General features: G+C 68.0%; 22 protein-coding genes and 1 pseudogene. 18 read left to right on the forward strand and 5 right to left on the reverse strand.

Annotation, left to right across the window (positions count from 1 at the left end; all coding sequences use genetic code 11):
* The coding region (locus tag ACYQ6W_RS21740) for a Hint domain-containing protein (RefSeq protein WP_459678286.1) at positions 1 to 1,653 on the forward strand (1,653 nt) is incomplete at its 5' end.
* Between the two features lie 67 nt (positions 1,654 to 1,720).
* Here the strand turns inward: ACYQ6W_RS21740 and ACYQ6W_RS21745 are convergent.
* On the reverse strand, positions 1,721 to 2,452 hold the full coding sequence (locus ACYQ6W_RS21745; protein ID WP_459678288.1) for an SDR family NAD(P)-dependent oxidoreductase: 732 nt from the start codon (positions 2,450 to 2,452) through the stop codon (positions 1,721 to 1,723).
* Between the two features lie 69 nt (positions 2,453 to 2,521).
* On the opposite strand from ACYQ6W_RS21745, the pseudogene ACYQ6W_RS21750 reads away from it, so the two are divergent.
* The 5 genes and pseudogenes from ACYQ6W_RS21750 to ACYQ6W_RS21770 form a co-directional block, all read left to right on the forward strand.
* Positions 2,522 to 2,677: pseudogene (locus ACYQ6W_RS21750) on the forward strand (TetR/AcrR family transcriptional regulator); the annotation flags it as partial.
* A gap of 140 nt (positions 2,678 to 2,817) precedes the next feature.
* On the forward strand, positions 2,818 to 3,258 hold the full coding sequence (locus tag ACYQ6W_RS21755; protein WP_459678289.1) for a hypothetical protein: 441 nt from the start codon (positions 2,818 to 2,820) through the stop codon (positions 3,256 to 3,258).
* A gap of 50 nt (positions 3,259 to 3,308) precedes the next feature.
* Entirely contained in the window at positions 3,309 to 4,025 is a 717-nt protein-coding gene (locus tag ACYQ6W_RS21760) for an SDR family NAD(P)-dependent oxidoreductase (protein WP_459678290.1), read from the forward strand.
* Between the two features lie 14 nt (positions 4,026 to 4,039).
* The gene (locus ACYQ6W_RS21765) at positions 4,040 to 4,207 is read left to right on the forward strand and encodes a DUF2256 domain-containing protein (RefSeq protein WP_459678321.1); all 168 of its coding nucleotides are present in this window, start codon (positions 4,040 to 4,042) and stop codon (positions 4,205 to 4,207) included.
* Positions 4,204 to 5,736 carry a cryptochrome/photolyase family protein gene (locus ACYQ6W_RS21770; RefSeq protein ID WP_459678292.1) on the forward strand — a complete coding sequence of 511 codons (1,533 nt, stop codon included), beginning with the start codon at positions 4,204 to 4,206 and terminating at the stop codon, positions 5,734 to 5,736. Before ACYQ6W_RS21765 ends, ACYQ6W_RS21770 begins: the two co-directional genes overlap by 4 nt.
* 14 nt (positions 5,737 to 5,750) lie before the next feature.
* Here the strand turns inward: ACYQ6W_RS21770 and ACYQ6W_RS21775 are convergent, their stop codons facing one another.
* The 3 genes from ACYQ6W_RS21775 to ACYQ6W_RS21785 are packed head-to-tail and all read right to left on the reverse strand — an operon-like array spanning position 5,751 to position 9,640.
* Complete coding sequence (locus ACYQ6W_RS21775) at positions 5,751 to 6,494, reverse strand: prepilin peptidase (RefSeq protein ID WP_459678294.1); 744 nt, start codon at positions 6,492 to 6,494, stop codon at positions 5,751 to 5,753.
* A gap of 10 nt (positions 6,495 to 6,504) precedes the next feature.
* Positions 6,505 to 7,911, reverse strand: coding sequence for a cytochrome-c peroxidase (locus tag ACYQ6W_RS21780; RefSeq protein WP_459678295.1), 1,407 nt, complete (start codon positions 7,909 to 7,911; stop codon positions 6,505 to 6,507).
* 34 nt (positions 7,912 to 7,945) lie between these two features.
* Positions 7,946 to 9,640, reverse strand: coding sequence for a phospholipase C (locus ACYQ6W_RS21785; RefSeq protein WP_459678297.1), 1,695 nt, complete (start codon positions 9,638 to 9,640; stop codon positions 7,946 to 7,948).
* 252 nt (positions 9,641 to 9,892) lie between these two features.
* Here ACYQ6W_RS21785 and ACYQ6W_RS21790 point away from each other — a divergent pair, with 252 nt between their 5' ends.
* The 10 genes from ACYQ6W_RS21790 to ACYQ6W_RS21835 all read left to right on the forward strand — a co-directional run bounded on the left by ACYQ6W_RS21790 (position 9,893) and on the right by ACYQ6W_RS21835 (position 19,293).
* Complete coding sequence (locus tag ACYQ6W_RS21790) at positions 9,893 to 11,593, forward strand: GspE/PulE family protein (RefSeq protein ID WP_459678298.1); 1,701 nt, start codon at positions 9,893 to 9,895, stop codon at positions 11,591 to 11,593.
* A complete protein-coding gene (locus ACYQ6W_RS21795; protein ID WP_459678299.1) occupies positions 11,590 to 12,789 on the forward strand; it encodes a type II secretion system F family protein in 1,200 nt (399 codons plus the stop codon). Before ACYQ6W_RS21790 ends, ACYQ6W_RS21795 begins: the two co-directional genes overlap by 4 nt.
* Positions 12,773 to 13,162 (forward strand): pilus assembly FimT family protein, encoded by a 390-nt coding sequence (locus ACYQ6W_RS21800; protein WP_459678300.1) that lies wholly within the window; start codon positions 12,773 to 12,775, stop codon positions 13,160 to 13,162. Before ACYQ6W_RS21795 ends, ACYQ6W_RS21800 begins: the two co-directional genes overlap by 17 nt.
* Positions 13,149 to 13,532: a type IV pilus modification PilV family protein gene (locus ACYQ6W_RS21805; protein ID WP_459678302.1), complete on the forward strand. Its 384-nt coding sequence runs from the start codon at positions 13,149 to 13,151 to the stop codon at positions 13,530 to 13,532. The genes ACYQ6W_RS21800 and ACYQ6W_RS21805 overlap by 14 nt, the downstream gene beginning before the upstream one ends.
* Positions 13,529 to 14,095 carry a PulJ/GspJ family protein gene (locus ACYQ6W_RS21810; RefSeq protein WP_459678304.1) on the forward strand — a complete coding sequence of 189 codons (567 nt, stop codon included), beginning with the start codon at positions 13,529 to 13,531 and terminating at the stop codon, positions 14,093 to 14,095. Before ACYQ6W_RS21805 ends, ACYQ6W_RS21810 begins: the two co-directional genes overlap by 4 nt.
* A 141-nt stretch (positions 14,096 to 14,236) precedes the next feature.
* A complete protein-coding gene (locus ACYQ6W_RS21815; protein ID WP_459678306.1) occupies positions 14,237 to 15,184 on the forward strand; it encodes a PilN domain-containing protein in 948 nt (315 codons plus the stop codon).
* Complete coding sequence (gspM, locus tag ACYQ6W_RS21820; RefSeq protein ID WP_459678308.1) at positions 15,181 to 15,762, forward strand: type II secretion system protein GspM; 582 nt, start codon at positions 15,181 to 15,183, stop codon at positions 15,760 to 15,762. The genes ACYQ6W_RS21815 and gspM overlap by 4 nt, the downstream gene beginning before the upstream one ends.
* The gene (locus ACYQ6W_RS21825) at positions 15,759 to 16,274 is read left to right on the forward strand and encodes a hypothetical protein (protein ID WP_459678309.1); all 516 of its coding nucleotides are present in this window, start codon (positions 15,759 to 15,761) and stop codon (positions 16,272 to 16,274) included. Before gspM ends, ACYQ6W_RS21825 begins: the two co-directional genes overlap by 4 nt.
* A complete protein-coding gene (gene gspD / locus ACYQ6W_RS21830; protein WP_459678311.1) occupies positions 16,274 to 18,493 on the forward strand; it encodes a type II secretion system secretin GspD in 2,220 nt (739 codons plus the stop codon). Before ACYQ6W_RS21825 ends, gspD begins: the two co-directional genes overlap by 1 nt.
* Complete coding sequence (locus tag ACYQ6W_RS21835; RefSeq protein WP_459678313.1) at positions 18,490 to 19,293, forward strand: hypothetical protein; 804 nt, start codon at positions 18,490 to 18,492, stop codon at positions 19,291 to 19,293. The genes gspD and ACYQ6W_RS21835 overlap by 4 nt, the downstream gene beginning before the upstream one ends.
* On the opposite strand, the gene gspG is transcribed toward ACYQ6W_RS21835, so the two are convergent.
* A complete protein-coding gene (gspG, locus tag ACYQ6W_RS21840; RefSeq protein ID WP_459678315.1) occupies positions 19,287 to 19,751 on the reverse strand; it encodes a type II secretion system major pseudopilin GspG in 465 nt (154 codons plus the stop codon). The genes ACYQ6W_RS21835 and gspG overlap by 7 nt on opposite strands.
* Before the next feature lie 103 nt (positions 19,752 to 19,854).
* Between gspG and ACYQ6W_RS21845 the strand changes: the two genes are divergently transcribed.
* Both ACYQ6W_RS21845 and ACYQ6W_RS21850 read left to right on the forward strand, forming a co-directional pair.
* Positions 19,855 to 20,238, forward strand: a complete 384-nt coding sequence (locus tag ACYQ6W_RS21845) for a lytic transglycosylase domain-containing protein (protein ID WP_459678317.1) — start codon at positions 19,855 to 19,857, stop codon at positions 20,236 to 20,238.
* 179 nt (positions 20,239 to 20,417) lie between these two features.
* The coding region (locus ACYQ6W_RS21850; RefSeq protein ID WP_459678319.1) for a hypothetical protein at positions 20,418 to 21,183 on the forward strand (766 nt) is incomplete at its 3' end.

Consider the following 21,183-nt stretch of genomic DNA (forward strand, 5'->3'; position numbering starts at 1 on the left):
GATGCTGGCGGCAACACCCTCTCGCTCGACTCGACCGGCGCCTTCTCGGAACTCGACAATGACGGGACGATCGAGAACGCGACGCTGGTGCTGAATGGCGGCACGCTGAGCCTGAGCAGCGGCAGCGTTTTCCAGAACGACACCATCCAGGGCAGCCTCGCCATCGGTGACGGCGCCACCATGGTGGTGCAGAGCGGCTTTGCCCTTGAAGCCCTGGGCGGTGGCGCCGGCGGCACCCTGTCGATCACCGGAGACGATGCGACGCTGGAAGTCGCCGATAGCGAGACCATCGCCCATGCCACGGTCACGATGGGCAATGCCCAGGACGTGACGACCCTGATGGTCGATAGCGGGCTGACGCTGACCAGCGACACCACGCTGCAGACGACGTCGAGCTTCGTGACCGCCGCCATCACCGGGGCCGGGACCGTCATCAACGATGGCACGGTGAGCGCGGAGGCCAGCTCCGGCAGCCTGGTGATCGGCACCACCGATTTCACCAATGCCGGCCTGCTCGTCGTCGGCGGCGGGGCGAGCCTTGCCATCCAGACCTTCGATGCCTTCGACAATACCGGCACGCTGCGTGTCACGAGCGGCAGCACCGCGACCGTCAATAGCACCGACACCTTCGCCAACACCGGCACCATTGCGCTCGACGGCGGCAGTCTGACGGTGAATGCGGTGCTGCAGGGCGCGGCCGGCGTGACCGAGATCAGCAATGGCGGCACGCTGGAACTGGGTGCGGCGGCAACGGCAGACCAGACGGTCAGCTTCCTCAACGGCAGCGGCAGCCTGGTGCTGGACGATGCTGCGGATTTCGCAGCGAGCGTCAGCGGCTTCCAGGCTGGCGACTCCATCGTGCTCGCAGGCTTCGCGGGAGCCAGCGAAAGCTATGCCGATGGCGTGCTGACCTTCACCGAGACCAGCACGGCGCTTGGCCAGGCAATCGTCACCACCGCGACCATCAAGGTCGAGGGTAGCTACACCGCCGGTGACTTCTCCACGACGACGGATGCGAATGGCGATATCATTCTGTCGACCGACGTCCTGCCCTGCTTCGTCGCCGGCACGCGCATTCTGACCCTACGGGGCGAGGTGGCGGTCGAGGATCTGCAGATCGGCGACGCGGTGGTGACGGTGACGGATGGCGAGCGCCGGACGAGCCCGATCCGCTGGATCGGCCGGCGCGCGGTCGACATCAGCCGCCATCCTGCGCCGGAAAAGGTGCGTCCGGTGCGCGTGCGCCGGGGCGCCTTCGGCGCACGGATGCCGGCGCGCGATCTGCTGCTGTCGCCGGACCACGCCATCTTCGCCGAAAGCGTACTGGTGCCGGTCAAATACCTCGTGGATGGCGTGGCGATCCGCGTGGAGGACGCCGCCAAGACGGTGGAGTATTTCCACGTCGAGCTGGCGCAGCATGAGGTGCTGCTGTCCGAAGGCCTGCCGACGGAGAGCTATCTCGACAGTGGCGGCCGCGCGATGTTCGAAAATGGCGGCCTGCCGGTCGTCCTGCACGCCGATTTCTCGCATGTCGCCTGGGACGTGCTGGGCTGCGCACCGCTGAAGGTGACGGGGCCGGAAGTGCAGCGCATCCGCGAGCGTCTGGCGGCTCAGGTGGCTGGCATCGCCGGCAAGAAGACCCGCGCGGTCTGACGGCACCGCGAAGCGTGACGAAAGGCTCCGGCTCGATCCTTGCGATGAGCCTGAGCCTGAGCGCCGCCTACCAGGGCGTGGCGCCGCCTGGCTCCACGAAGCATCCGGATACCGCGTCCTGCCCAAGCAAGGCGTAGTGGACGGGCAGCCTCGCGCCCTCCTCCGGCGTCATGAAGCCGCGGTGACCGGTCAAGTCCGTCTTGACGTAGCCGGGGCGGACCGCGTTGACCACATGGGGCGTTCCGCGCAGTTCTGCGGCAAGCTGCACGGTCAGCATGTTCAGCGCCGCCTTTGAGGCGTTGTAGCCGATCAGCCGAGCGGCGTAGTAGGGCGAGGCCGGATCGCCATTCAGGGTGAGCGACCCGAGGGAGCTGGACAGGTTGACGATGCGCGCCGCCTGCGCGGCCAGCAGCAAGGGCAGCATCGCCTGGGTCACGGCCAGCGTGCCGATGAAGTTCGTCTCCATGATGCGGCGGGCGGCATCGGGTGCGGCGGTGCTCGGCGGCCCGTCCTCGGCATCCACGATGCCGGCGTTGTTCACCAGGATGTCGAGCCTGCCGTATGCCGTGCGGATCCGCGCGGCCGCCGCCGCGATGCTCGCGGGGCTCGTGACATCGAGCGGAAGCGAGTGAGCCTGCAGACTGCCCGCTGCGAGATCGGCGGCCGCAGCCGCTCCGCGGGAAGGGTCCCGCGCGCCGATCAGAACGAAGACGCCGGCCTCCGCCAGTTGCCGGGCGATTTCCAGACCGACTCCCTTGTTGCTGCCGGTGACGAGCGCAATGCGTTCGGTTTCAGCCATCTTTCTCCCCTTGGCGTTCTTCGAGCGACCGCCAAAATATGAAGGATCGTTCGGTTTGAGGATTCGCTTATGGCAGCACAGCGGCCACCGCGCCTGAGCCCGCGTAAAACGCCGCGTCAGGCGCGTGCGGCCGCGACGGTGGATGCGATCTTTGAGGCGACCCTTCAGGTTTTGGTGGCCGAGGGGCCGCATCGTCTGACGACGACGCGGGTTGCGGAGCGCGCAGGCGTTTCGGTGGGCACGCTGTATCAATATTTTCCGCACAAACAGGCGCTGTTCTATGCTCTGAACGAGCGCTACCTCGGCAGTCTCGCCGGCAAGGTCGAGGCCACCTGCCGCGCGCAGCGGGCGGCCCCATCGCCGCGATGGTGGAGTCGCTCGTCACCACCTGTTGGGATGCGAAGACGGAGCGGCCGGAGGTCACGCGGGCGCTCTACCGCTCGGTGGCGGAGCTGGACAACGAGGCGCTCATCGCCGGTTTCGCCAGCCGTGTGGATGCGGCGACGGCGGCCATGCTGGCCAGTGCGGCGGATGCCACGTTCCCTGACCTCGCGCAGGTCCAGCTCACCTTGCTCTCCACAATCTTCGGGGCGGTCCGCCATGTTTTCGAGCGCGATCTTGCCCCGGCCGATGCCCATGCCGTCCGCGCGCAACTCATCCTCATGTGCACGGCTTACCTGGAACGGGTGAAGGGCCAGCAGTCTGCGGCGCCGGATCGCGCCATTACGGGCCCTGGTGCGCCCGCATTGATCCGCTCTGGCACCCCGGCCGTAAGAGGAGGGACGAGGGCCGGGCCAAGCCCGTGATTGCGGGAGACGTGTCGGTGGTGGAGCGCGGGGACAGAGAGGCCGAGAGGATGGAGGACAGGATTCTCGCGTCCTTTCCCGAGGGCGGTGTGGCCGTGGTCTTCGGTGCGGGCGGCGGCATCGGCTTCGCCACGACCGAGGCCCTGCGGGCAACGGGCCGCTTCGCCCACGTCCTTGCGTTCGGGCGACGGACGAAGCCCGCCATCAATCTGGACGATGAGGCGAGCCTGGCGGCCGCAGCCGCCTTTGCGGAGGAGCGGGGGACGCTGCGTTTGGTGATCGACGCCACGGGCTTCCTCCACGATGCAGACCAGCAGCCGGAGAAGAGCTGGCGCGACCTTGATCCGTCCGCCCTCGCGCGGGCCTTCGCGCTGAACGCGACAGGCCCGGCGCTGATCATGAAGCATGTGCTGCCGCGGCTGCCGCGCAGCGGCAAAGCGGCCTTCGCAACGCTCTCCGCGCGTGTCGGCAGCATCGGCGACAACCACCTGGGCGGCTGGTACGCCTATCGCGCCTCCAAAGCGGCGCTCAATCAACTGGTGCGCACCGCGGCGGTGGAACTCGCTCGCCGATCGCCGGAGGCGCTGTGCGTGGCCCTGCATCCGGGCACGGTCGCGACCGGCCTCTCCGCACCCTTCACCACCACCGGGCTCGAGGTGCATCAGCCCATAGTCGCGGCAAGGCATCTGCTCTGGGTGCTCGGTCAATTGACAGCAGGGTCGACGGGCGGCTTCTTCGATTGGCGCGGTCAGCCGGTGCCGTGGTGAGCCCCATGCCCAAGATGCGCCGCAAGGCCGATCTTCCGACCAAACTCTGCGCGGCGTGTGGCCGGCCCTTCGCATGGCGTCGCAAATGGGCGCGGGACTGGGAGGCGGTGAAGTTCTGCTCGGATCGCTGCCGTGGGGATGCGCGCCGGCCCGCCGCGCCGCCCAAGGCGGTGGCTCCATGACCACGCTCAGGCTCGTCCTCGGCGATCAGCTGTCGGAGGACCTCTCCGCGCTCGAGGATCTCGATCCGCGCGGTGACGTGGTTCTGATGATGGAGGTGGCGGAGGAAACCACCTATGTGCCGCATCACAAGCAGAAGATCGTGCTGGTGCTGGCGGCGATGCGGCATTTCGCGGCAGCGCTCCGCAAACGGGGTGTTGCGGTCGATTACGTCACGCTCGATGCGGAGGAGAATACCGGCAGCTTCACCACCGAGCTGAAGCGCGCCGTCGCGCGACACAAGCCCCGCCGCATCGTGGTGACGGAGCCCTCGGAATGGCGCGTGCTGGACATGGCCGAGGGCTGGCCATCGACGCTCGACCTGCCGGTCGAGATTCGTGCCGATGGTCGCTTCTTCGCCAGCCGGTCGCGCTTCGCTGCCTGGGCCGAAGGCCGGCGGACCTGGCGCATGGAGCATTTCTACCGCGAGATGCGGCGCGAAAGCGGCTTTCTCATGGACGGTGAGGGGCCGGCCGGCGGTGCCTGGAATTACGACCAGGAGAACCGCAAGAGCCTGCCGGCGCGCACCCGCCCGCCGAACCGCCGGCGCTTTCCGCCAGACGAGACGACGCGCGCGGTGATGACGCTGGTGGAGCAGCGCTTTGCCCAGAATTTCGGGGCGCTGGAGGGGTTCGACTGGCCGGTGACGCGCGCGGACGCAAAGACCGCGCTGGAGGATTTCATCGCGCACGGCCTGCCGCATTTCGGCGACTATCAGGATGCGATGAAGGCGGACGCGCCCTTCTTGTTCCACGCCCTGCTGTCGCCCGCCTTGAATCTCGGCCTGCTGTCGCCGCGGGAGATCTGCGCGGCGGCCGAGGCCGCGTGGCAGGCGGGCGCAGCACCGCTCAATGCCGTGGAGGGGTTCATCCGCCAGATTCTCGGCTGGCGGGAATATGTGCGCGGCGTCTATTGGACGCTGATGCCGGACTATGCGGAGCGCAACGCCCTGCAGGCGACGCGCCCCTTGCCCGCCTTCTACTGGACGGGCGAGACCAAGATGCGCTGTCTGCGGCAGGTGGTCGGCATGACCGCGCAACATGCCTATTCCCATCACATCCAGCGGCTGATGGTGACCGGCAATTTCGCGCTGCTCGCCGGCGTCGATCCGCGGCAGATCGAGCGCTGGTACCTCGCCGTCTATGCCGATGCCTACGAGTGGGTGGAGATGCCGAATACGCTTGGCATGGCGGTCTTCGCGGATGGCGGGCAGATGGCCTCCAAGCCCTATGCGGCGTCTGGCGCCTATATCAACCGGATGTCGGATTTCTGTCGCGGCTGCGCCTATGACGTGAAGCAGAAGAGTGGGCCCGGCGCTTGCCCCTTCAACTATCTCTACTGGGCTTTTCTCATCCGCCAGAAGGAGAGGCTGTCCGGCAATCCGCGGCTGGCGATGCCCTACCGCACGCTGGCCGGCTGGCCCAAGGTGCGGCAGCAGGAAATCCTGCACGAGGCGGAGGCTTTTCTCGACGGGCTGGACAGCGCCTATTGAGGCGGCGCGCGCTCTCAGTTCTGCAGAAGGCGCACGACGAAGAAGGCCAGAGCAAGGGTGGGGCCGAAGGCGAAGGCAGCCGAGGCGGCCTGACGGCGCAGGACGATCAGAAGGCTTGCCTGGGCAAGGCCGAGAATGCCGGCCAGCAGAACGACATCGGGCAGCGCGGTGAGACCGAGCCAGGCGCCGGCCGCGGCCAGCAGCTTGGCGTCTCCCTGACCGAGGCCATGGTGACTCCGCAGGGCATGGTAGAGCGCATCGAGCAACCGGAAGGCACCGTAGCCGAGGGCCGCGGCCAGGGCATGCGCAGTCACCGCATCCGGCTGCTCGTGCAATGTCACCGCGAGGCCCGCGAGCACCAGGGGCAGGGTGATCACGTCGGGCAGCCGAAAGGTCTCGGCGTCGATCCAGGCGGCACAGAGCAGAGCCCAGCCGAGGGCAGCATCGATCCAGGCCGTCCATCCTGGACCATCGGCGAGGAGGGCGCTGCCGGCGATGGCGATGGCCGCAAGTTCCACGGTCGGGTGGAACCAGCCGATGCCGCTGCCGCAACTGCGGCAGCGGCCGCGCAGCGCCAGGAAGCTCAGCAGCGGCACCAAATCACGCGGTCGCAGAATGTACCCGCAATGATCGCAGGAGGAACGCGCGATCATCACCCGGCGTCCGACGGGCAGCCGCCGGATCAGGACACCGACCAGGCTGCCGGTGATGGCGCCAAACAGAAGGAGGACGAGAGCGGGCGGTGGGGCAACCGGCAAGGCGCGGCCCTCAAGGCTGCGGCGGCGCCGGCGGAAGCTTTTCGTACCCGTCCGTCAGCGTGCCGAGGAAAGCGATGATGTCGCGCTCGTCCTGCGCGGTCATCGCCGGCGTGTCACCCAGATGCCGGTCGAGCGGCGGATCGGAAGTGTCGATGTTCGCCCAGTATTGACGCGGCAGGTCGTCGAACTTGCGCACGCTGCCGTCCGCCGCGTGCGGATAGAGCCGGCCGGGGTCGGTGTCGCGGAAATTGTAGAAGTCCAGCACCTGCTGCAGGCTGTGGTAGACGCCGTTGTGAAAGAAGACCTGGCGCGTCGCCGCGTTGCGCAGCGTGGGCGTCAGGAACATACCGCAGAGCTGCGTCTGTTTGGCGAGGTCGGTCCGGTACGGCCCGCAGATGCCTTCGTCGAAATAGGCAGGATCGGCGTTGGCCAGAAGATGCGGGTTGCGCGGCACGCCGAGCGCTTCGAACTGGTGGTCGGTGAACAGCGGCGGCTGACCGTCGGCCGAAGGCTGCGACAGGTGGCAGGCGGCGCAGTCCCCCTTCGTCGCGTCGTTGAACAGGATATAGCCCCGCATCTCGGCACGGCTCAGCCGGGCGCGCCCTTCCAGCCAGGCGTCATACTTGCTCGTATAGGGATGGAAGCTCGGCTCCTCGATCTGATAGCGGGCGACGGCGAAGAGCGCCTCCGACATCAGCATCTTGGAGTCCTGGAGAATGGCCGGGCCGAAGAGTTCGGTGAAGAGATGGGCGTAGGGCGCGGCCCGCAGCTTGGCGGCGATCCGCGCCGTGCTGCCGCCGTCCATCTCGAGCGGATTGAGCAGCGGTCCTTCGGCCTGGATCTGCAGCGTATCGGCGCGGCCATCCCAGAAGAGGCCGCCCTGCGGCACGATGTTCGCGGCACTCTGCGCCGTGCTCTGCGCGGTCTTCGTCGCGCGCGCAGTGGCAGAGGATTGCGCGGCAAGTTGCGGCAGCGGTGTTGCCGCGTCATTGTCGCCGGCCGGATCGGGGCCGATGCTGAAATTGGGTTCAGTGTCGAGATAGGCGAGGCTCGGGACCGCGCGCACGCCCTGGCGCTGCAGGTCGGGGCCGCCCATCACCGCGGGCAGGGCCGAGCCGGGGCCGTAGAAATGGTTGGGTTCATGGCAGCTGGCACAGGCGAGTTTGCCGGAACTGGACAGGCTGGTGTCGTAGAAGATGGCCTGCCCGAGCTGCCCCATGCTCGAGAGAGGCTGGGCTTCGGGGCGGCGCAAGGTGACCGGGGAGGGGTTGGCCCCCTCCGCGATCTTGAAGGCCGCGACCGGGTCGGTCACCCAGGTCGCGGCTGGAACGGGTGTCGTTACAACGAAGAAAGCCAGGGCGCCGATGATGCCAAGCGCCGCGATCAGCGCGAGGAGAGAGACGAGACGCTTGGACATCGGTTCGGCAAGCCTTGGGGGTCGGAGGATCGGATCAGGAGTGGGTGTAGGAGACGACGGTGCCGGTGGTCGGGTTCAGCAGCAGCGTCTTCGTGTGCGCCGTACCGGTGAAGTCGAACATGCCGAGGATCGACTGGTCCTGCGCGTCGAAGGAGCCGCCGCCGATCCGGGCGCCGTTCAGCCAGTTGTCTTCGATGAAGCTGACGATGGAGGCCTGGCTGGTCAGGGTGTGGTCGATGTAGTTCACGCGGGCATAGGGCGAGATCACGATGAAGGGCAGGCGCGTGCCGGGGCCGCAGCGGCCGTTGACCGGCTGACCGGCGAGGCCGTTCGGCGCCGTTCCGGTGCCGCAGACGCCGGCGCCGTTCAGCTGATCGGCAGTCTTGTCGTAGGAGCTGCTGGTGGTGGCGCCGAAGGCATGGTCATACCAGCCGTCGGAGTCGTCCCAGGCGATGATGATGGCGGTGTTCTTCCAGTCGGGCTGCTGCTGCACGAAGTTGATCAGCTTGACCACGCCCTGCTGCTCGTCCAGCGGGTCGGAATAGCCCGCATGGCTGTCCTGATAGGCCGGCATCTTGATGTAGGAGACGGCGGGGAAGTTGCCGGCGCCAACGGCGGAGTAGAAGTCGTTGAGGTCGTACTCGTGGTTCGCCGGATCGGCCTTGCCGCTGTGCTGGAAGGTGTAGCCGACGTCGGCGAGCGTCGCCGGGCGTGCATGCGTCGGGTTGGCGGTGGTCGCGTAATACATGAACCAGTTGTGGTGCGGAATGTAGTCCGTCACCGTCTCGTTCACGACGGCCGAGGCCGTGCTGCGCGCGCAACCGGTGGTGCCGTTCGCGTTGGTCAGGCCCAGGTTGAAGCCGCCCATGAAGCCGCCCCAGGTGATGCCGGCGGCGTTCAGCAGATCGCCGATGTTCTTGCCGGTCATCATCGCGGAGTTCGTCGTGCTGGAGCAGACGTCGTAAGCGGGATCGACGTCGTTGATCATCGTATGGTCAACGACACCGTTGATGGTGTTGTTGACGTAGTAGGAGGTCTTCGTGCTCGCGACGATCTGCATGCCGTCGGTCTGGCCGGAGATGGCTTCGAGCGCACCCGGCGTGGAGGGGCCGAAGGTGTTGCTGAAGGAGTTGTCGTTCATCGCGAAATACTGGGCGTAGTTCCAGAGCGCAGTGACGGTGTTGCCGTCGTAGTAGCCCATGACCTGGCCCTTGGTGCCGAAGGCACCGGCGCCGCCGGCGCTGGCAGAGCCGGTGTAGGTCGGGAAGAGGTCCATCTTGCCGCCGTCATAGGCCTGCTGCTCGGCCGTATAGGCGTGGTTCTGGTCGGCGGTCGACGCCTGCGTGCGGTCGAGGCGGAAGGGGTTCGCCGCATTCGTGCCGTTCGCGGTGTTCGTGTCGTTCGGATTGTTGGTCAGCAGATTGGCGGACACCAGGTTGTTCGCCTGCGGCGTGCCGCCGCGCGCGGTGAAGCGCGGCTCGCCGCTTGGGTTGGTCGCCGTCGGGTAGGTAGCGAAGTAATGGTCGAAAGAGACGTTCTCGTCATAGATGACGATGAGATGCTTGATCGGCGTTGCGGTCGTGAAAGCATCGGCGGCATTGGCCGTGGCGCTGATCGAGGCCGGGGCGGTGGCGCCGGTCGTGCTTTGGGCGAAAGCGCCGCCGAGCGGCAGGAACAGCAGCGAGGGCGCGCAGACGGTCGCGCTGAGAAGGGTCTTGCGAAGCGACATGGACCTGTACCTGTTGTGGAGGTGCCGAGAGAACAGCTGCCGGCTTCCTAGGACAGACGCGCTCCTTCGCGTGTGACGCGTTGATGACCAATTAACCTTCCGTCATGATGAGGCGACCTCACCGCAAGATTCGACCGTCGCGGCCCCAGCGGTGCAGCCGTCAAAAGCGACATCATTCTGTCACTTGATGCGGTGTCTGCGCCGGCCTCATTAGGCGGCGATGCCGGCCCTCTTGGTGACTTCGCCGCTGCGATGATCGAATTTTCGCATCCTGACGCGGATACGGCGCTGGGCCTGCTGGTCGCGGCTGGTGTCTGCGACGGGGCGGCCGCGGCGCGCGCCCGCGCCGGCGCACGGGAGGCCGGGATCGACGCCGTGCAGGCGCTGGTCAAGCTCGGTCTGGTGCCGGAGCGCGAATTGGCGCAGGGCTGGTGCGCCGTCCTCGGTCTCGAACTGGTGCGGGAGGAGGATTACCCCGCGGAACCCCTGCTCGCCGAGCGGCTACAGCCCCGATTCCTGCGCGCCTCCCACGTGCTGCCCTTGCGCCTCCTGCCACCCGAGGCGCCGGGCAAGCCGCCGCGACTGATGCTTGCCATGGCCAATCCCTTCGACCGCTTCGCGGCTGCGGCCATCGGCCTCGCCACCGGCCATGCCGTGCGGGCGGCGGTCGCCGTACCCATCGAATTGGAGGCGGCGCTCGCGCGGCTCTATCCAGACGAAGAGGCGCCACCGGTGGAGGGGGCGAGTGAGGCGGCCGGATCCGAGGACGATACCGAACGGCTGAAAGACCTCGCGAGCGAGGCGCCCGTGGTCCGCCTGGTGAGCCAACTCATCGCCCGCGCGGTGGAGAGCATGGCCTCCGACATCCATATCGAACCTTTCGAGGACCGGCTGCGGATTCGCTACCGCTACGATGGCGATTTGCAGGAGGCGGAGACGCATCCGGCGCGGCTGGCACCGGCCATCATCTCGCGGCTCAAAATTTTGGCGAAGCTCGACATCGCGGAACGGCGGCTGCCGCAGGATGGGCGCATCCGCATCGCCGTGCGCGGCCAGGAAGTGGTCTTCCGCGTCGCAACCGCACCCAGCCTGCATGGCGAGATCCTGGTGTTGCGCGTGCTGGACCGCAGCGCCGTCTCCTTCGATTTCGCGGCCCAGGGGCATGACCGTCAGGTCATCGAGCGGATGAAGGCGGCGCTTGCCGCGCCCAACGGCATCGTGCTGGTCACGGGCCCCACCGGTTCCGGCAAGACCACGACGCTCTATACCGCGCTGCTGTCGCTCAACGCAGTCGAAAGCAAGATCATCACCGTCGAGGACCCGATCGAATATCAGTTGCCGGGCATTTCCCAGATGCAGGTGAAGCCGCAGATCAACCTGGGCTTCGCGGCCCTGCTGCGGTCCATCGTCCGGCTCGATCCGGACATCATCATGGTGGGCGAGATCCGCGATCTCGAGACCGCGGAGATCGCGGCCCGCGCGGCTTTGACCGGGCATCGCGTGCTCTCGACGCTGCATACCAATTCCGCCGCCGCCGCCATCACCCGGCTGCGCGACATGGGAATGGAGGATTACCTTCTGGCGGCGGTGCTGCGCGGCGTGCAGGCGCAACGCTTGGTACGGCGGCTCTGTGATGCCTGCAAGCAGCCGGTGGAAGCACCGCCCGGCCTCATGCAGCGATTCAGGCTTGGCGCGACCACCGTCTTCCGCGCCTGCGGTTGCCCCGCCTGCCGCAACACCGGCTATCGGGGGCGGCAGGCGATCGCCGAGTTTCTCACGCCATCGCCCGAGATCGAGCGGCTGCTCTTTGCCCGCGCCGACCAGGCGGCGATCGAACGCGCGGCGATCGCCGAGGGCATGAAGACCATGCTGCAGACCGGTATGGAAGCGGTCGCCCGTGGGGAGACCACGGTCGAGGAAATCCTGCGCGCGGTGCGCGCGGAGGGTGAATGACGCTCTACCGGTATCGCGTGCTCAACGGCGGCGTGCTCGACCGCGGGGAGATCGAAGCGGCGAGCGCCGAGGAGGCGGCAGCGCAGCTGCAGAAGCGCGGCGCGATGGTGGTGGGGCTTGCGCCGGCGCGCGGCGGCGGCTTCAGCCTGGGCAGTGCCGCGGCCTTGCGTCGCGGGGATCTCGCCGAGGTGATGCGCGAACTCGCAAGCCTGCTCGGGGCCGGGCAGGATCTCGACGCCGCGCTGCGCCTGGTGGTGAACGAGGCGCCGAACCGCCGCGTGGCAAGCGTAATGCGCCGGGTGCATGATGCCGTACGCAACGGCGCGCCGCTCGCAGCTGCTTTGCAACGCGAGCCGAAAAGCTTTCCGCGCCTCTGCATCGGCCTCGTGCGCGCAGGCGAAGCGGGCGGCGATCTCGCGGGCACGCTGGCACGCCTCGCCGATCTCTTGGAGCGGCAGCGCAGCCTCGCGGCCAGCCTGCAATCGGCGATGATCTATCCCGCGGTGCTGCTGGTGGCGGCGGGCGGCTCTATCGTCCTCCTGCTCACCCAGGTGCTGCCGCAATTCGTCCCGCTCTTCGCAGAGAATGGCGTGGCCCTGCCAGCCTCCACCGCCTTCCTGCTCGGCCTCGGCCATGCGGTGGGTGCCTATGGGCTCTACGGCCTTCTCGCCGTCGCCCTCCTCGCCCTCCTCGTCAACCGTGCGCTGACCCGCCCAGGCCCACGCCTTGCGGCCGATCGGCTGCTGCTGCGCCTGCCGATGATCGGCCCCGTCGCGCGCGAGATCGTCGCCGCGCGCTTCGCCCGCACCCTCGGCATGCTGCTCGTCAACGGCGTGCCGCTGCTCGCCGCGCTTGCGGTCACGGAGGATGTGCTCGGCAATGCCGCGGCACGGCGCGCAGTGCGCTCGGCCGCAGAGATGGCCAAGGGCGGTCAGGGCATGACGCGCAGCCTCGAATCGGCCGGTCTCTTTCCCTCGCGCCTGCTGCATCTGCTACGGCTGGGGGAGGAGACGGCACAACTCGGGCCGCTCGCGCTGCGCGGGGCGGAGATGATGGAGGAACGCACCCGCCTCGCGCTGCAGCGGCTGGTGGCGCTCGCCGTGCCCGCCATCACCATTTTCATGGGAGCAGCGGTCGCTGGCATCATCTCTTCGCTGCTCCTCGCCATGCTGAGCCTCAATGACATCGCGCAGTAACGCGCAAGCCGGCTTCACCCTGCTGGAAATGCTGGTGACGGTCGCGGTGATGGGCATCGTGCTCGCGGTGCTCGCGGGGGTCACCCGGCCGCAGAGCCATCGGTTGGAACTCCAGGCGGCGGCGCGCGAGGTGGCGCGCGCCATGCGCTTGGCGCGCGGCGCCGCCATGGTGGGCGGCGCACCCGTCTCTCTCGCTCTGCCGCGCTTGGCGCCCTGGCTGACGGTAGTGGAGCAGCCGTCCGTGGGCGGCATCGTCTTCACGCCGGATGGCGCGTCCAGCGGCGGCACCGTGCTGCTGGCAGGGGCGGGGCTGTCGGCCGCGGTGCATGCGGACTGGCTGACTGGCCGGGTGGACATCGATGGCGCGCGCTGAGCGGCGGGGCAGGGCCGGCGAGGGCGGCTTCACCCTTCTGGAAGTGCTCGTCGCCTTCGTCATCCTCGCCCTCGCCAGCGTGCTGCTCTATCGCGGCGCGCTGGGCGGTGCAGCGGCGAGTGCCACTGCCGCGCGTTACCAGGAGGCGGTGGTGCGCGCGCAATCGCGCCTCGCCTCCCTCGGCACGCTGACGGCGCTGCAGAGCGAAAGCATGAGCGGAGACGACGGCGGCGGTTTTCATTGGCAGGTCACCATCGCGCAGCAGGGGTCTGCGGGGACTCTCGGTCTCTATGCCGTGCGCGTGGTGGAGCGCTTCGGTGATCGCGCGGTCGTGCTGGTGACGGAACGGCTGGGGCCGCCGGCGCGATGAAGGGGCGCGAGGCTGGCTACACCCTGCTCGAAATGCTCGTGGCGCTCGTCGTCTTCGGGCTCGTGATGCTCGGCGTGGCTCAGGGCCTGCGCTTCGGCCTCGCGGCCTTCACCGCGAGTGGTGCGCGCGGCCTCGCACCCGCCAATCTCGCGGCCCTCGATGCGGCGCTGAGCCGCCTGGTGTCGGAGGCGGTGCCCGGCAGTCTGCAAGGTGAGGCCGCGGGCCTCGCTTTCACCACGCGCCTGCCGCCCGGCGCTGGCGTGGGGGGCGGTCTGGCCGACGCCACCATCCGCCTCGGCGCGGGGGGTGAGCTTTTGCTGCTCTACCGTCAGCATCCGCCCGGGCCGCCGCTCAGGCCGCTGCCGCCCCCGCGGCGCGAGGTGCTGGCCCGCAACGTCACCGCGCTCGTCCTCTCCTACTACGGCGCGGCTCCTCGCCAAGCTCCTGCCTGGAATACCCGCTGGGCGCAGGAAGTGCCGCCGCTTTTGTTGCGTCTTCATATCGCGACACCAGGCCGCGACTGGCCGGATCTCGTCATCGCACCCGATCCGCAAGGGGGCTGAGGCTGGGCGGATGACTTGAAACCTTCATTGTTCTTCGGCGCGGCTAGTCACTAGGCACACCGCATGTACGCCATGGGCTTGCCCAGCCCCTCTTCGATCCTGCCGGTCCTGACTGACGTCTTCGCATGGTGGACGGCGCAGATGCGTGCGCTTCTGCAAGGTGCGCAAGGAACGACGGCGCTGCCCGATGCCCGCATCCTGACCCTGCACGATGCGAATCCTGCAGCGCTCGCCGGCGAGCTTCGCCTGCGCCGCGCAGGCGCCGAGACCGTGGTGCAGCCGCTCGCGGCTCTGCCGAAGCGATCCCGGGATCGGCTGCCGCTTCTGCTTCGCCTGCCCGAAGGCACGGTGCTCAGCCGGGACGTCTCGCTGCCACTCGCGGTCGCACGCGATCTCCCGAGCGTCGTCGCCTTCGAGATCAACCGGCTGACGCCTTTTCGTGCCGAGGATATCCTTTGGGGCCTCTCCGACATTATGCCGGATCGCGCGCGGGAGACGGTGAGCCTGCGCCTCTCCCTGGTGCTGCGCGCACAGGTAGAGCCGGTGCTCGCGGCGCTGGCACGGCTCTCCCTGGTGCCGGAGGGGATCGAGGCCGGTAGTGGCATCATCTCCCTCGTGGCTGGGCGGCCGCGCCGCCGGCTTCCGCGCTCGCTTTGGGGCTGGGTGTGCGGCACGCTGGCTCTGGCCTGCATCCTGGTGCCCTTCCTGCGCCAGCAGGCAGCGCTGGAGGCGGCCGATCGTGCCATCGCCGCCCATGTGGCGGCGGCGCATCAGGGGGAGGCGCTGCGCCGCCAGATCGCCATGACCCGGTCCAGCCGCAGCGCGATTGCCGAGGCGCAGCGCGCCGGCGATGCGCTGCAAGTCCTCGCCCTGCTCACCCAGGCTTTGCCGGACGGCACCTGGCTGAGCGATCTCTCTCTCCGCGGCGGGGATCTCACGATCGACGGGCAGTCCGACAATGCGGCGCGGCTGATCGGCCTGCTCGCAGCACTGCCGCAATTTCATGGGCCGAGTTTCACGGCCCCGGTAACGCGAAGCGCCGACAACCGGACTGATCAGTTCTCGCTGCATGCGAAGCTCGGCGAATGAGGACGGCAGCGCTCTCCCTGCCCGAGGGTCGCCGTGGCCAGTGGCTCGCCCTGGGCATCACCATCCTCGCCGCCGGTGTGCTCTGGCTTGCCCTCGCGGCGCCGCTGCTCTCCTGGTACGCCGCGCGGCAGGAGACGCTGCTGCGCAAGCAGGCGGTCGCGGCCCGGATGGCAGGGCTGGAGCACGAGGTGCCGGCACTACGCCGTGCCGTCGCCCGTCTGGGCGCTGGCGACGGCACGGCGCGTCTGCTGCTCGCGGGGGATAGCGATGCCATCGCCGGTGCCAATCTGCAATCGGCCCTGCAGGCGCTGGCGGCGCGCGCCGGCACCAGCCTTGACAGCATCGGCATGCAGCCGGCGCGAGCCGCGCAGGCGCTCCGCCTCATCACCGCGCAGGTCAGCCTGACGGCACCCTGGCCGGTGCTGCTCGCCTTCCTGAGCGCCGTGGAGACGGCGGAGCCGCGGATGATCGTCGACAGCATCAACCTCAACCTGGCGAGCGTGCCGGGCAGCGGCGCGCCCCGCCTGTTGCAGGCGGATCTCTCCGTCACGGGCTTTCGCGCGGGAGGGGCACCATGACTGGCGGCCGCTCCCTCGTCCTGCCTGGGCTGGCTCTTGCGCTGGGGCTCGCGCTGGTCGCCGAATGGCTGGAGCCGCCCGGCGCCTCTGCGCCCCTTGGCTTCGGCCATCTGCCCCAAGGGGGCGAGGACGCGGCGGCACGGATGCCACCCGCGCAGCGCTGGGCCGACATCGCGCGCGAGCGGCCGCTCTTCAACCCCGATCGCCGTCCGCAGCAGAGCGGGGCCCCCACCCCCGGCCTCGCGAGGCTCACGGCCATCATCATCGCCGGGGGGGCACGCAGCGCCATCTTCGCGGGCGGCGGCGCGGGCGAGAAGCCCCGCATCCTTCCCGAAGGCGGCGTGCTCGGCGGCTACGCCATCCTGCACATTTCGAGCGATGCCGTGGAACTCGCCGGCGCATCCGGGCGGGTGACCCTGCATCCGCAATTTCCAACGGCGGTCACGCCGGCCGCAGCCCCCGCGGCACCCCCGCCTACTCCTTCCGCCGCAGATTACGACAACGAGAACTGATGATCCGCCGCCCGACCACTCTCTCCCTCACGGCGCTGCTCGCGCTCGCCGCCTGCACCCATCCGGAGGCGAGCCAGCCCGCGCTACCGTCCGCCTTGGCCGTGCCGCCGGGTCCCGTGGGCCTGACCACCGCGAATGCGCGGATCGACGGCAGCATCGCGCCGCTCAGCCGCCCGCGCCCGAGCGTGAGCTACGGCGTGGCGGCGCCGGCTGCAGGCGGCACCGATGCCGGTATGGGTGGCGGTGTCACCGAGGGAAGCGCGGGTGACATCTCCTTCGACTTTGCCGAGACCGACCTGCGCACCGTCGTCGCCCAAATCCTCGGCAATATCCTCAAGGTCAATTACACCATCGACCCGTCGGTGACGGGCACCGTGACCCTGCATACGGTGACGCCGTTGACCCGCGCGCAGCTGCTGCCGACGCTGCAGACCCTGCTCGCCCAGAACAAGGCGGTGCTGGTGCAGACGGACGGACTCTATCGCGTGATGACGGCCGACCAGGCCGGTGGCGCCGGGCTCGGCAATGCCGTCGTCGTGCCGCTGCACTATGCCAACGGCACGCAGCTCGCCGCCGTGCTGCAGCCTTTCGTCGCTAAGGGTGGCGCCATCCGCGTGGCGCCCGATGGCAATGCGCTCATCATTCAGGGAGACCCGGCAACGCGCGACGCCCTGAGCGGGCTGGTACAAGCCTTCGACACCAACGAACTCGCGGGCCAGTCCTACGCGCTCTACCCGGTGCCGAGCGGCAATGCGAAGGAGTTTGCCGATGCGATGACGACGGCGCTCGGCCATCAGGGGCAGGGCAAGGGACCTGATGCCGTCTCCGTCGTTCCCTTGCAGCGCATCAGCGCCGTGCTCGTGGTGGCGCGTTCTCCGGGCCTGCTCGCCGATGCCGCCCGGCTCGAGCGCGTACTCAGCCAGAACCAGCTTGCGACGGTGCGCAGCTGGCACATCTTCTACCTCCGCAACTCCCGCGCCAATGATGCCGCCTATCTGCTGCAGCAGGCGCTGACGCCGGACAACGTGACGGCCCAACCCACCCCCGCTGCCGTGCAGAGCAATGACAGCAGCATGAACAGCGGCAGTTCGGGGACCAGCAGCAGCACGAGCAGCTCCAGCAGCTCCGGTCTCGGCAGCAGCGGTACGACGACGAGCCAGAGCGGCAGTGATCAGTCTGGCGGCAGCAAGACGGCGCAGACGGCGACCGCCGGCGCCAGCGCCCTGCTCGGGCCGCTCTCGGCGACCAGCGGCAGCACCAATGCCGACGAGCCGCGCATCATCCCCGATCTGCAGAACAATGCGCTGCTCGTCTATGCCACGGCCGCCGAGGATGACGAGATCACCGCCATGCTGGCCAAGCTCGACATCCAGCCCCTGCAGGTGCGGATCGACGCCACCATCGCCGAAGTGGATCTGACGGGACAGCTGCAATACGGCACGCAGTTCTTCTTCAAATCGGGCGACATCAACGCCGTGCTCAGCACTGCCTCGACCTCCGCGCTGGCGACGAGCTTCCCCGGCTTCGTTCTCTCCGGCAATGGGGCCGACGCCGCGCCCATCGCCATTTCGGCCCTGCAGGCTGTGACCAAGGTGCGCGTGCTCTCCTCACCGGAGCTGATGGTGCTGGACGGGCAGGCTGCCAGCCTGCAGGTGGGTGACGTGGTGCCCTATCTGACGCAAACCTCGCAAAGCACCGAGACCTCCAACGCCCAGGTCATCAATTCCGTCGAATACCGCGACACCGGCATCATTCTGCGCGTCACCCCGCATGTCGGCAGCGACGGGCTGGTGGTGATGGACATCGGCCAGGAGGTGAGCGGCGTTTCGCCCACCATCACCACGACGGGGCTCAACTCACCGACCTTCACGGAACGCAGTGTCACCTCGCGCGTCGCCATTCAGGACGGGCAGACGATCGGCCTCGCCGGTCTCATCTCGGACAATGATTCGCACTCCAACCAGGGCCTGCCTGGTCTGAAGGACGTGCCGCTGCTCGGCGCGCTCTTCGGTTCGCAGACCAACAAGCGCACGCGGGAGGAGTTGCTTGTGCTGATCACGCCGCACGTCATCCGCACGCAGCAGCAGGCGCTGGATCTTACGGCGGACATGCAACAGCAGTTGCCGAATGCGGCGCAGGTGGACAGCAGCCTGCAACTCACCCCGATTGCGGGTTCGGCCGACCCGACGGCCCGGCTGCGCGCGCGGCTCGGTGAATGAAGCGGCGGCGCGAGGGCGGCTTCGCGCTGCTCATCGTGCTGTGGAGTCTCGCACTTCTCTCCCTCATTCTGAGCGAACTCCTCTCCGCCGGGCGCAGCGCGACGCTTTTGGCGGGGGAGGTGCGGGCGGCGGCGACCGACCGTGCTGCGGCCGATGGTGCCATCGCCGAGGCGATCTATCATCTCCTCGGCCATGGCGGCGCCTGGTCGCCCGACGGATCAGCGCATGAGATCGCGATCGGCACGGCGCGGGTGACGGTGGAGGCGCGGAGCCTTGCCAGCAGCATCAATCCGAACTTGGCATCGACGGGCCTATTGGCTGGGCTTTTTCAATCCGCGGGGCTGGCGGCCGAGCAGGCCAGGACGCTCGCGCAAGCGGTGACGGCTTGGCGCAGCAAGCCCGCGACGAAGGCCGAAGCGGAGGCACGCACCGCCGCCTATCGCCGGGCGGGGCTCCCCTTTGCCCCACCCGGCCAGCCCTTCGCCGATCTCAGCGAACTCCGCTTCGTCCTCGGCATGACGCCGGCGCTGCTTGCCACGATCACGCCCGTTCTCAGCCTCGATCAATCGGGCGATCCGGATGCGGCGCTCGCCCCGCCCTTGGTGCGTGACGCCCTGCGTCGCGCCGGGCAGGCGGGCGCGCAAAGCGGCCAGTTCGAGGGCAACTTTCCCGTCATCGCCATCATCGCGGTTGCGCGGGGGCCGGGGCCCAGCCTGGTGCGCCGCCGCGCCGTCGTCTCTCTGCCGGGAGACCTTGCCAAGCAGCCCTATCGCATCCTGGCGCTCACCGACGCTCAGTGATTGCAGATCAAGCCGGGGTCGCCCGGTTGTCCGCTCTTTCCGGAACTGCCGTAGGAGCAGAGGTCATAGGACAGGCCCTGGCGGGTCGAGGGTGTCTGGTAGAAATAGGGATGGCCCCAAGGGTCGCGGGGCAGGGAATCGCTCTTCAAGTAGGGGCCGGACCAGTTGTCGGCGTCGTCCGGCTTGGTGATCAGCGCCTGCAGACCATCCTGCGTATTCGGATAGTCGCCGACGTCCAGTTTGTAGAGATCCAGCACGGAGCCAATCTGTTCGATGGATTGCTTGGCCACCGAGTCTTTTGCATGCCCCAGTTGGCGCAGCACGGCCGGGGCGACGAAGCCGATGAGCAGGCCGAGGATGACGATGACGACCAGGAGTTCGAGCAGCGTAAAACCTGCTTCGCCCTGACGCCGCTTTGAAACGTCGCTGATCTCGTGTGACAGTTTTGTGTCGTTCATCATTTCGTGCCGATCTATCCGCGGGGCGGAGCTATAGCATCGGGCTTGCCATTGCGGAACCTCACCTGACACCGAAGCGATGCCAATTCCTTATCTGAAATGCATGCTTGTTGTCGCCTCGACTCTGGGATTGCCGCCGCGTGTGCTGCCCGTATTACAGGCGATGGAGGGCGGGGCTGTCGGCATGGTGCGCATGGACAGCAATGGCACGGCCGATCTCGGTGTCATGCAGGTGAACACGCTGTGGGTGCCGGCCTTGGCGGCGCAGGCGGGTCTCTCCGAGACAGAGACGCGGCGCCGCATGACTGATGAACCATGCTTCAACATCGCGGCCGCTGGGCTGATCATGCGGCACTATCTGAGCGAGACCGGTGGCGCGCTCCTGCCGGCGATTGGTGATTACCATTCGCATTCCCGGGATCTGAACGCCGCCTATCAGGCGGAAGCGCTGCGCACCGCTCGCCGCCTCTTCGTCGAGGTGCGCTGACCCGCCTTTTCGGCCGCCTCTCTGCCTTTCCGCCTGATTGAAAAATGTTAACCAAACTGCCGCACGAAGGGGTGGCAGCGCCTGTTAATGAGACCGCAACGGATATTTCTGATGGCGAAGGCATCCCAGGGGCGACCGTTCCCGGGGAATGTTGCTCGCCCCTCGCGCGGGAACTCAGCATGACAAATGTTACCTGGAATGGCGTCTCCGGTGATTGGACCGAGGCGAGCGATTGGACGCCCGCGCAAGTGCCCGGTAGCGGGGATAATGCAACGATCAGCGGCGACGGCACGATCACCGTCACCCTTGCCGCGGGCGAGACGGCTGCCACTTCCGGCATTCTGCTCGATGATGCCAATGCGACGCTCGAGATCGATGGTCTGCTGAGCGGCGGCACCGTCTCTCTGGACTCTGGCACTCTGCTGAACGCTGGGACGATTGCGGATGCGACGCTGGTGCTCTCCGGCGGCACGCTGTCTTCGGCGAATGGCCTCTACGAGGGTGATACCATCGTCGGCGCCATGGAGATCGTTGGTTCGGATACGGTGGTGGTGCAGGGCGGTCTGATGGCACTGGCGGCCGACGGCACGAGCCCCGGCACGATCACGGTGGATGGCGCGGCCGCCACGCTGCAATTCAACGACACAGAGACCTTCGACGCGGCAACGGTGGTGCTGGGCAGTGCGGCCGGCATCGACACGCTGGATACCGAAGGCACGCTGACGCTTGGCGCCAATGCGGTGGTGGAAGCTGCCGCCAGCACCTCCGTCGACATGATCACCGGCAATGGCACGCTGATCAACGCGGGCACGATCCTCGCCGATGCGAGTTCCGGCAGCTTTGCGATCGGGCCCACGAGCCTCGTCAACAACGGGCTGATCGCGGTGAGCGGCGGCATCGAGATGGACATCGAGCCAACCGGCAGCTTCACCAATGCCGGCACGC

This window comes from Acidisoma sp. 7E03 (genome assembly GCF_054665075.1).

Excerpts from the sequence above, each read along its gene's own strand:
- gspD (WP_459678311.1), top strand. The coding sequence starts at position 16,274 with ATGATCCGCCGCCCGACCACTCTCTCCCTCACGGCGCTGCTCGCGCTC.
- ACYQ6W_RS21835 (WP_459678313.1), top strand. The coding sequence starts at position 18,490 with ATGAAGCGGCGGCGCGAGGGCGGCTTCGCGCTGCTCATCGTGCTGTGG.
- ACYQ6W_RS21805 (WP_459678302.1), top strand. The coding sequence starts at position 13,149 with ATGGCGCGCGCTGAGCGGCGGGGCAGGGCCGGCGAGGGCGGCTTCACC.
- ACYQ6W_RS21745 (WP_459678288.1), bottom strand. The coding sequence starts at position 2,452 with ATGGCTGAAACCGAACGCATTGCGCTCGTCACCGGCAGCAACAAGGGA.
- ACYQ6W_RS21770 (WP_459678292.1), top strand. The coding sequence starts at position 4,204 with ATGACCACGCTCAGGCTCGTCCTCGGCGATCAGCTGTCGGAGGACCTC.
- gspG (WP_459678315.1), bottom strand. The coding sequence starts at position 19,751 with ATGAACGACACAAAACTGTCACACGAGATCAGCGACGTTTCAAAGCGG.
- gspM (WP_459678308.1), top strand. The coding sequence starts at position 15,181 with ATGAGGACGGCAGCGCTCTCCCTGCCCGAGGGTCGCCGTGGCCAGTGG.
- ACYQ6W_RS21790 (WP_459678298.1), top strand. The coding sequence starts at position 9,893 with ATGATCGAATTTTCGCATCCTGACGCGGATACGGCGCTGGGCCTGCTG.
- ACYQ6W_RS21765 (WP_459678321.1), top strand. The coding sequence starts at position 4,040 with ATGCGCCGCAAGGCCGATCTTCCGACCAAACTCTGCGCGGCGTGTGGC.
- ACYQ6W_RS21760 (WP_459678290.1), top strand. The coding sequence starts at position 3,309 with ATGGAGGACAGGATTCTCGCGTCCTTTCCCGAGGGCGGTGTGGCCGTG.
- ACYQ6W_RS21825 (WP_459678309.1), top strand. The coding sequence starts at position 15,759 with ATGACTGGCGGCCGCTCCCTCGTCCTGCCTGGGCTGGCTCTTGCGCTG.
- ACYQ6W_RS21815 (WP_459678306.1), top strand. The coding sequence starts at position 14,237 with ATGCGTGCGCTTCTGCAAGGTGCGCAAGGAACGACGGCGCTGCCCGAT.
- ACYQ6W_RS21785 (WP_459678297.1), bottom strand. The coding sequence starts at position 9,640 with ATGTCGCTTCGCAAGACCCTTCTCAGCGCGACCGTCTGCGCGCCCTCG.
- ACYQ6W_RS21800 (WP_459678300.1), top strand. The coding sequence starts at position 12,773 with ATGACATCGCGCAGTAACGCGCAAGCCGGCTTCACCCTGCTGGAAATG.
- ACYQ6W_RS21810 (WP_459678304.1), top strand. The coding sequence starts at position 13,529 with ATGAAGGGGCGCGAGGCTGGCTACACCCTGCTCGAAATGCTCGTGGCG.
- ACYQ6W_RS21845 (WP_459678317.1), top strand. The coding sequence starts at position 19,855 with ATGCTTGTTGTCGCCTCGACTCTGGGATTGCCGCCGCGTGTGCTGCCC.
- ACYQ6W_RS21780 (WP_459678295.1), bottom strand. The coding sequence starts at position 7,911 with ATGTCCAAGCGTCTCGTCTCTCTCCTCGCGCTGATCGCGGCGCTTGGC.
- ACYQ6W_RS21755 (WP_459678289.1), top strand. The coding sequence starts at position 2,818 with ATGGTGGAGTCGCTCGTCACCACCTGTTGGGATGCGAAGACGGAGCGG.
- ACYQ6W_RS21795 (WP_459678299.1), top strand. The coding sequence starts at position 11,590 with ATGACGCTCTACCGGTATCGCGTGCTCAACGGCGGCGTGCTCGACCGC.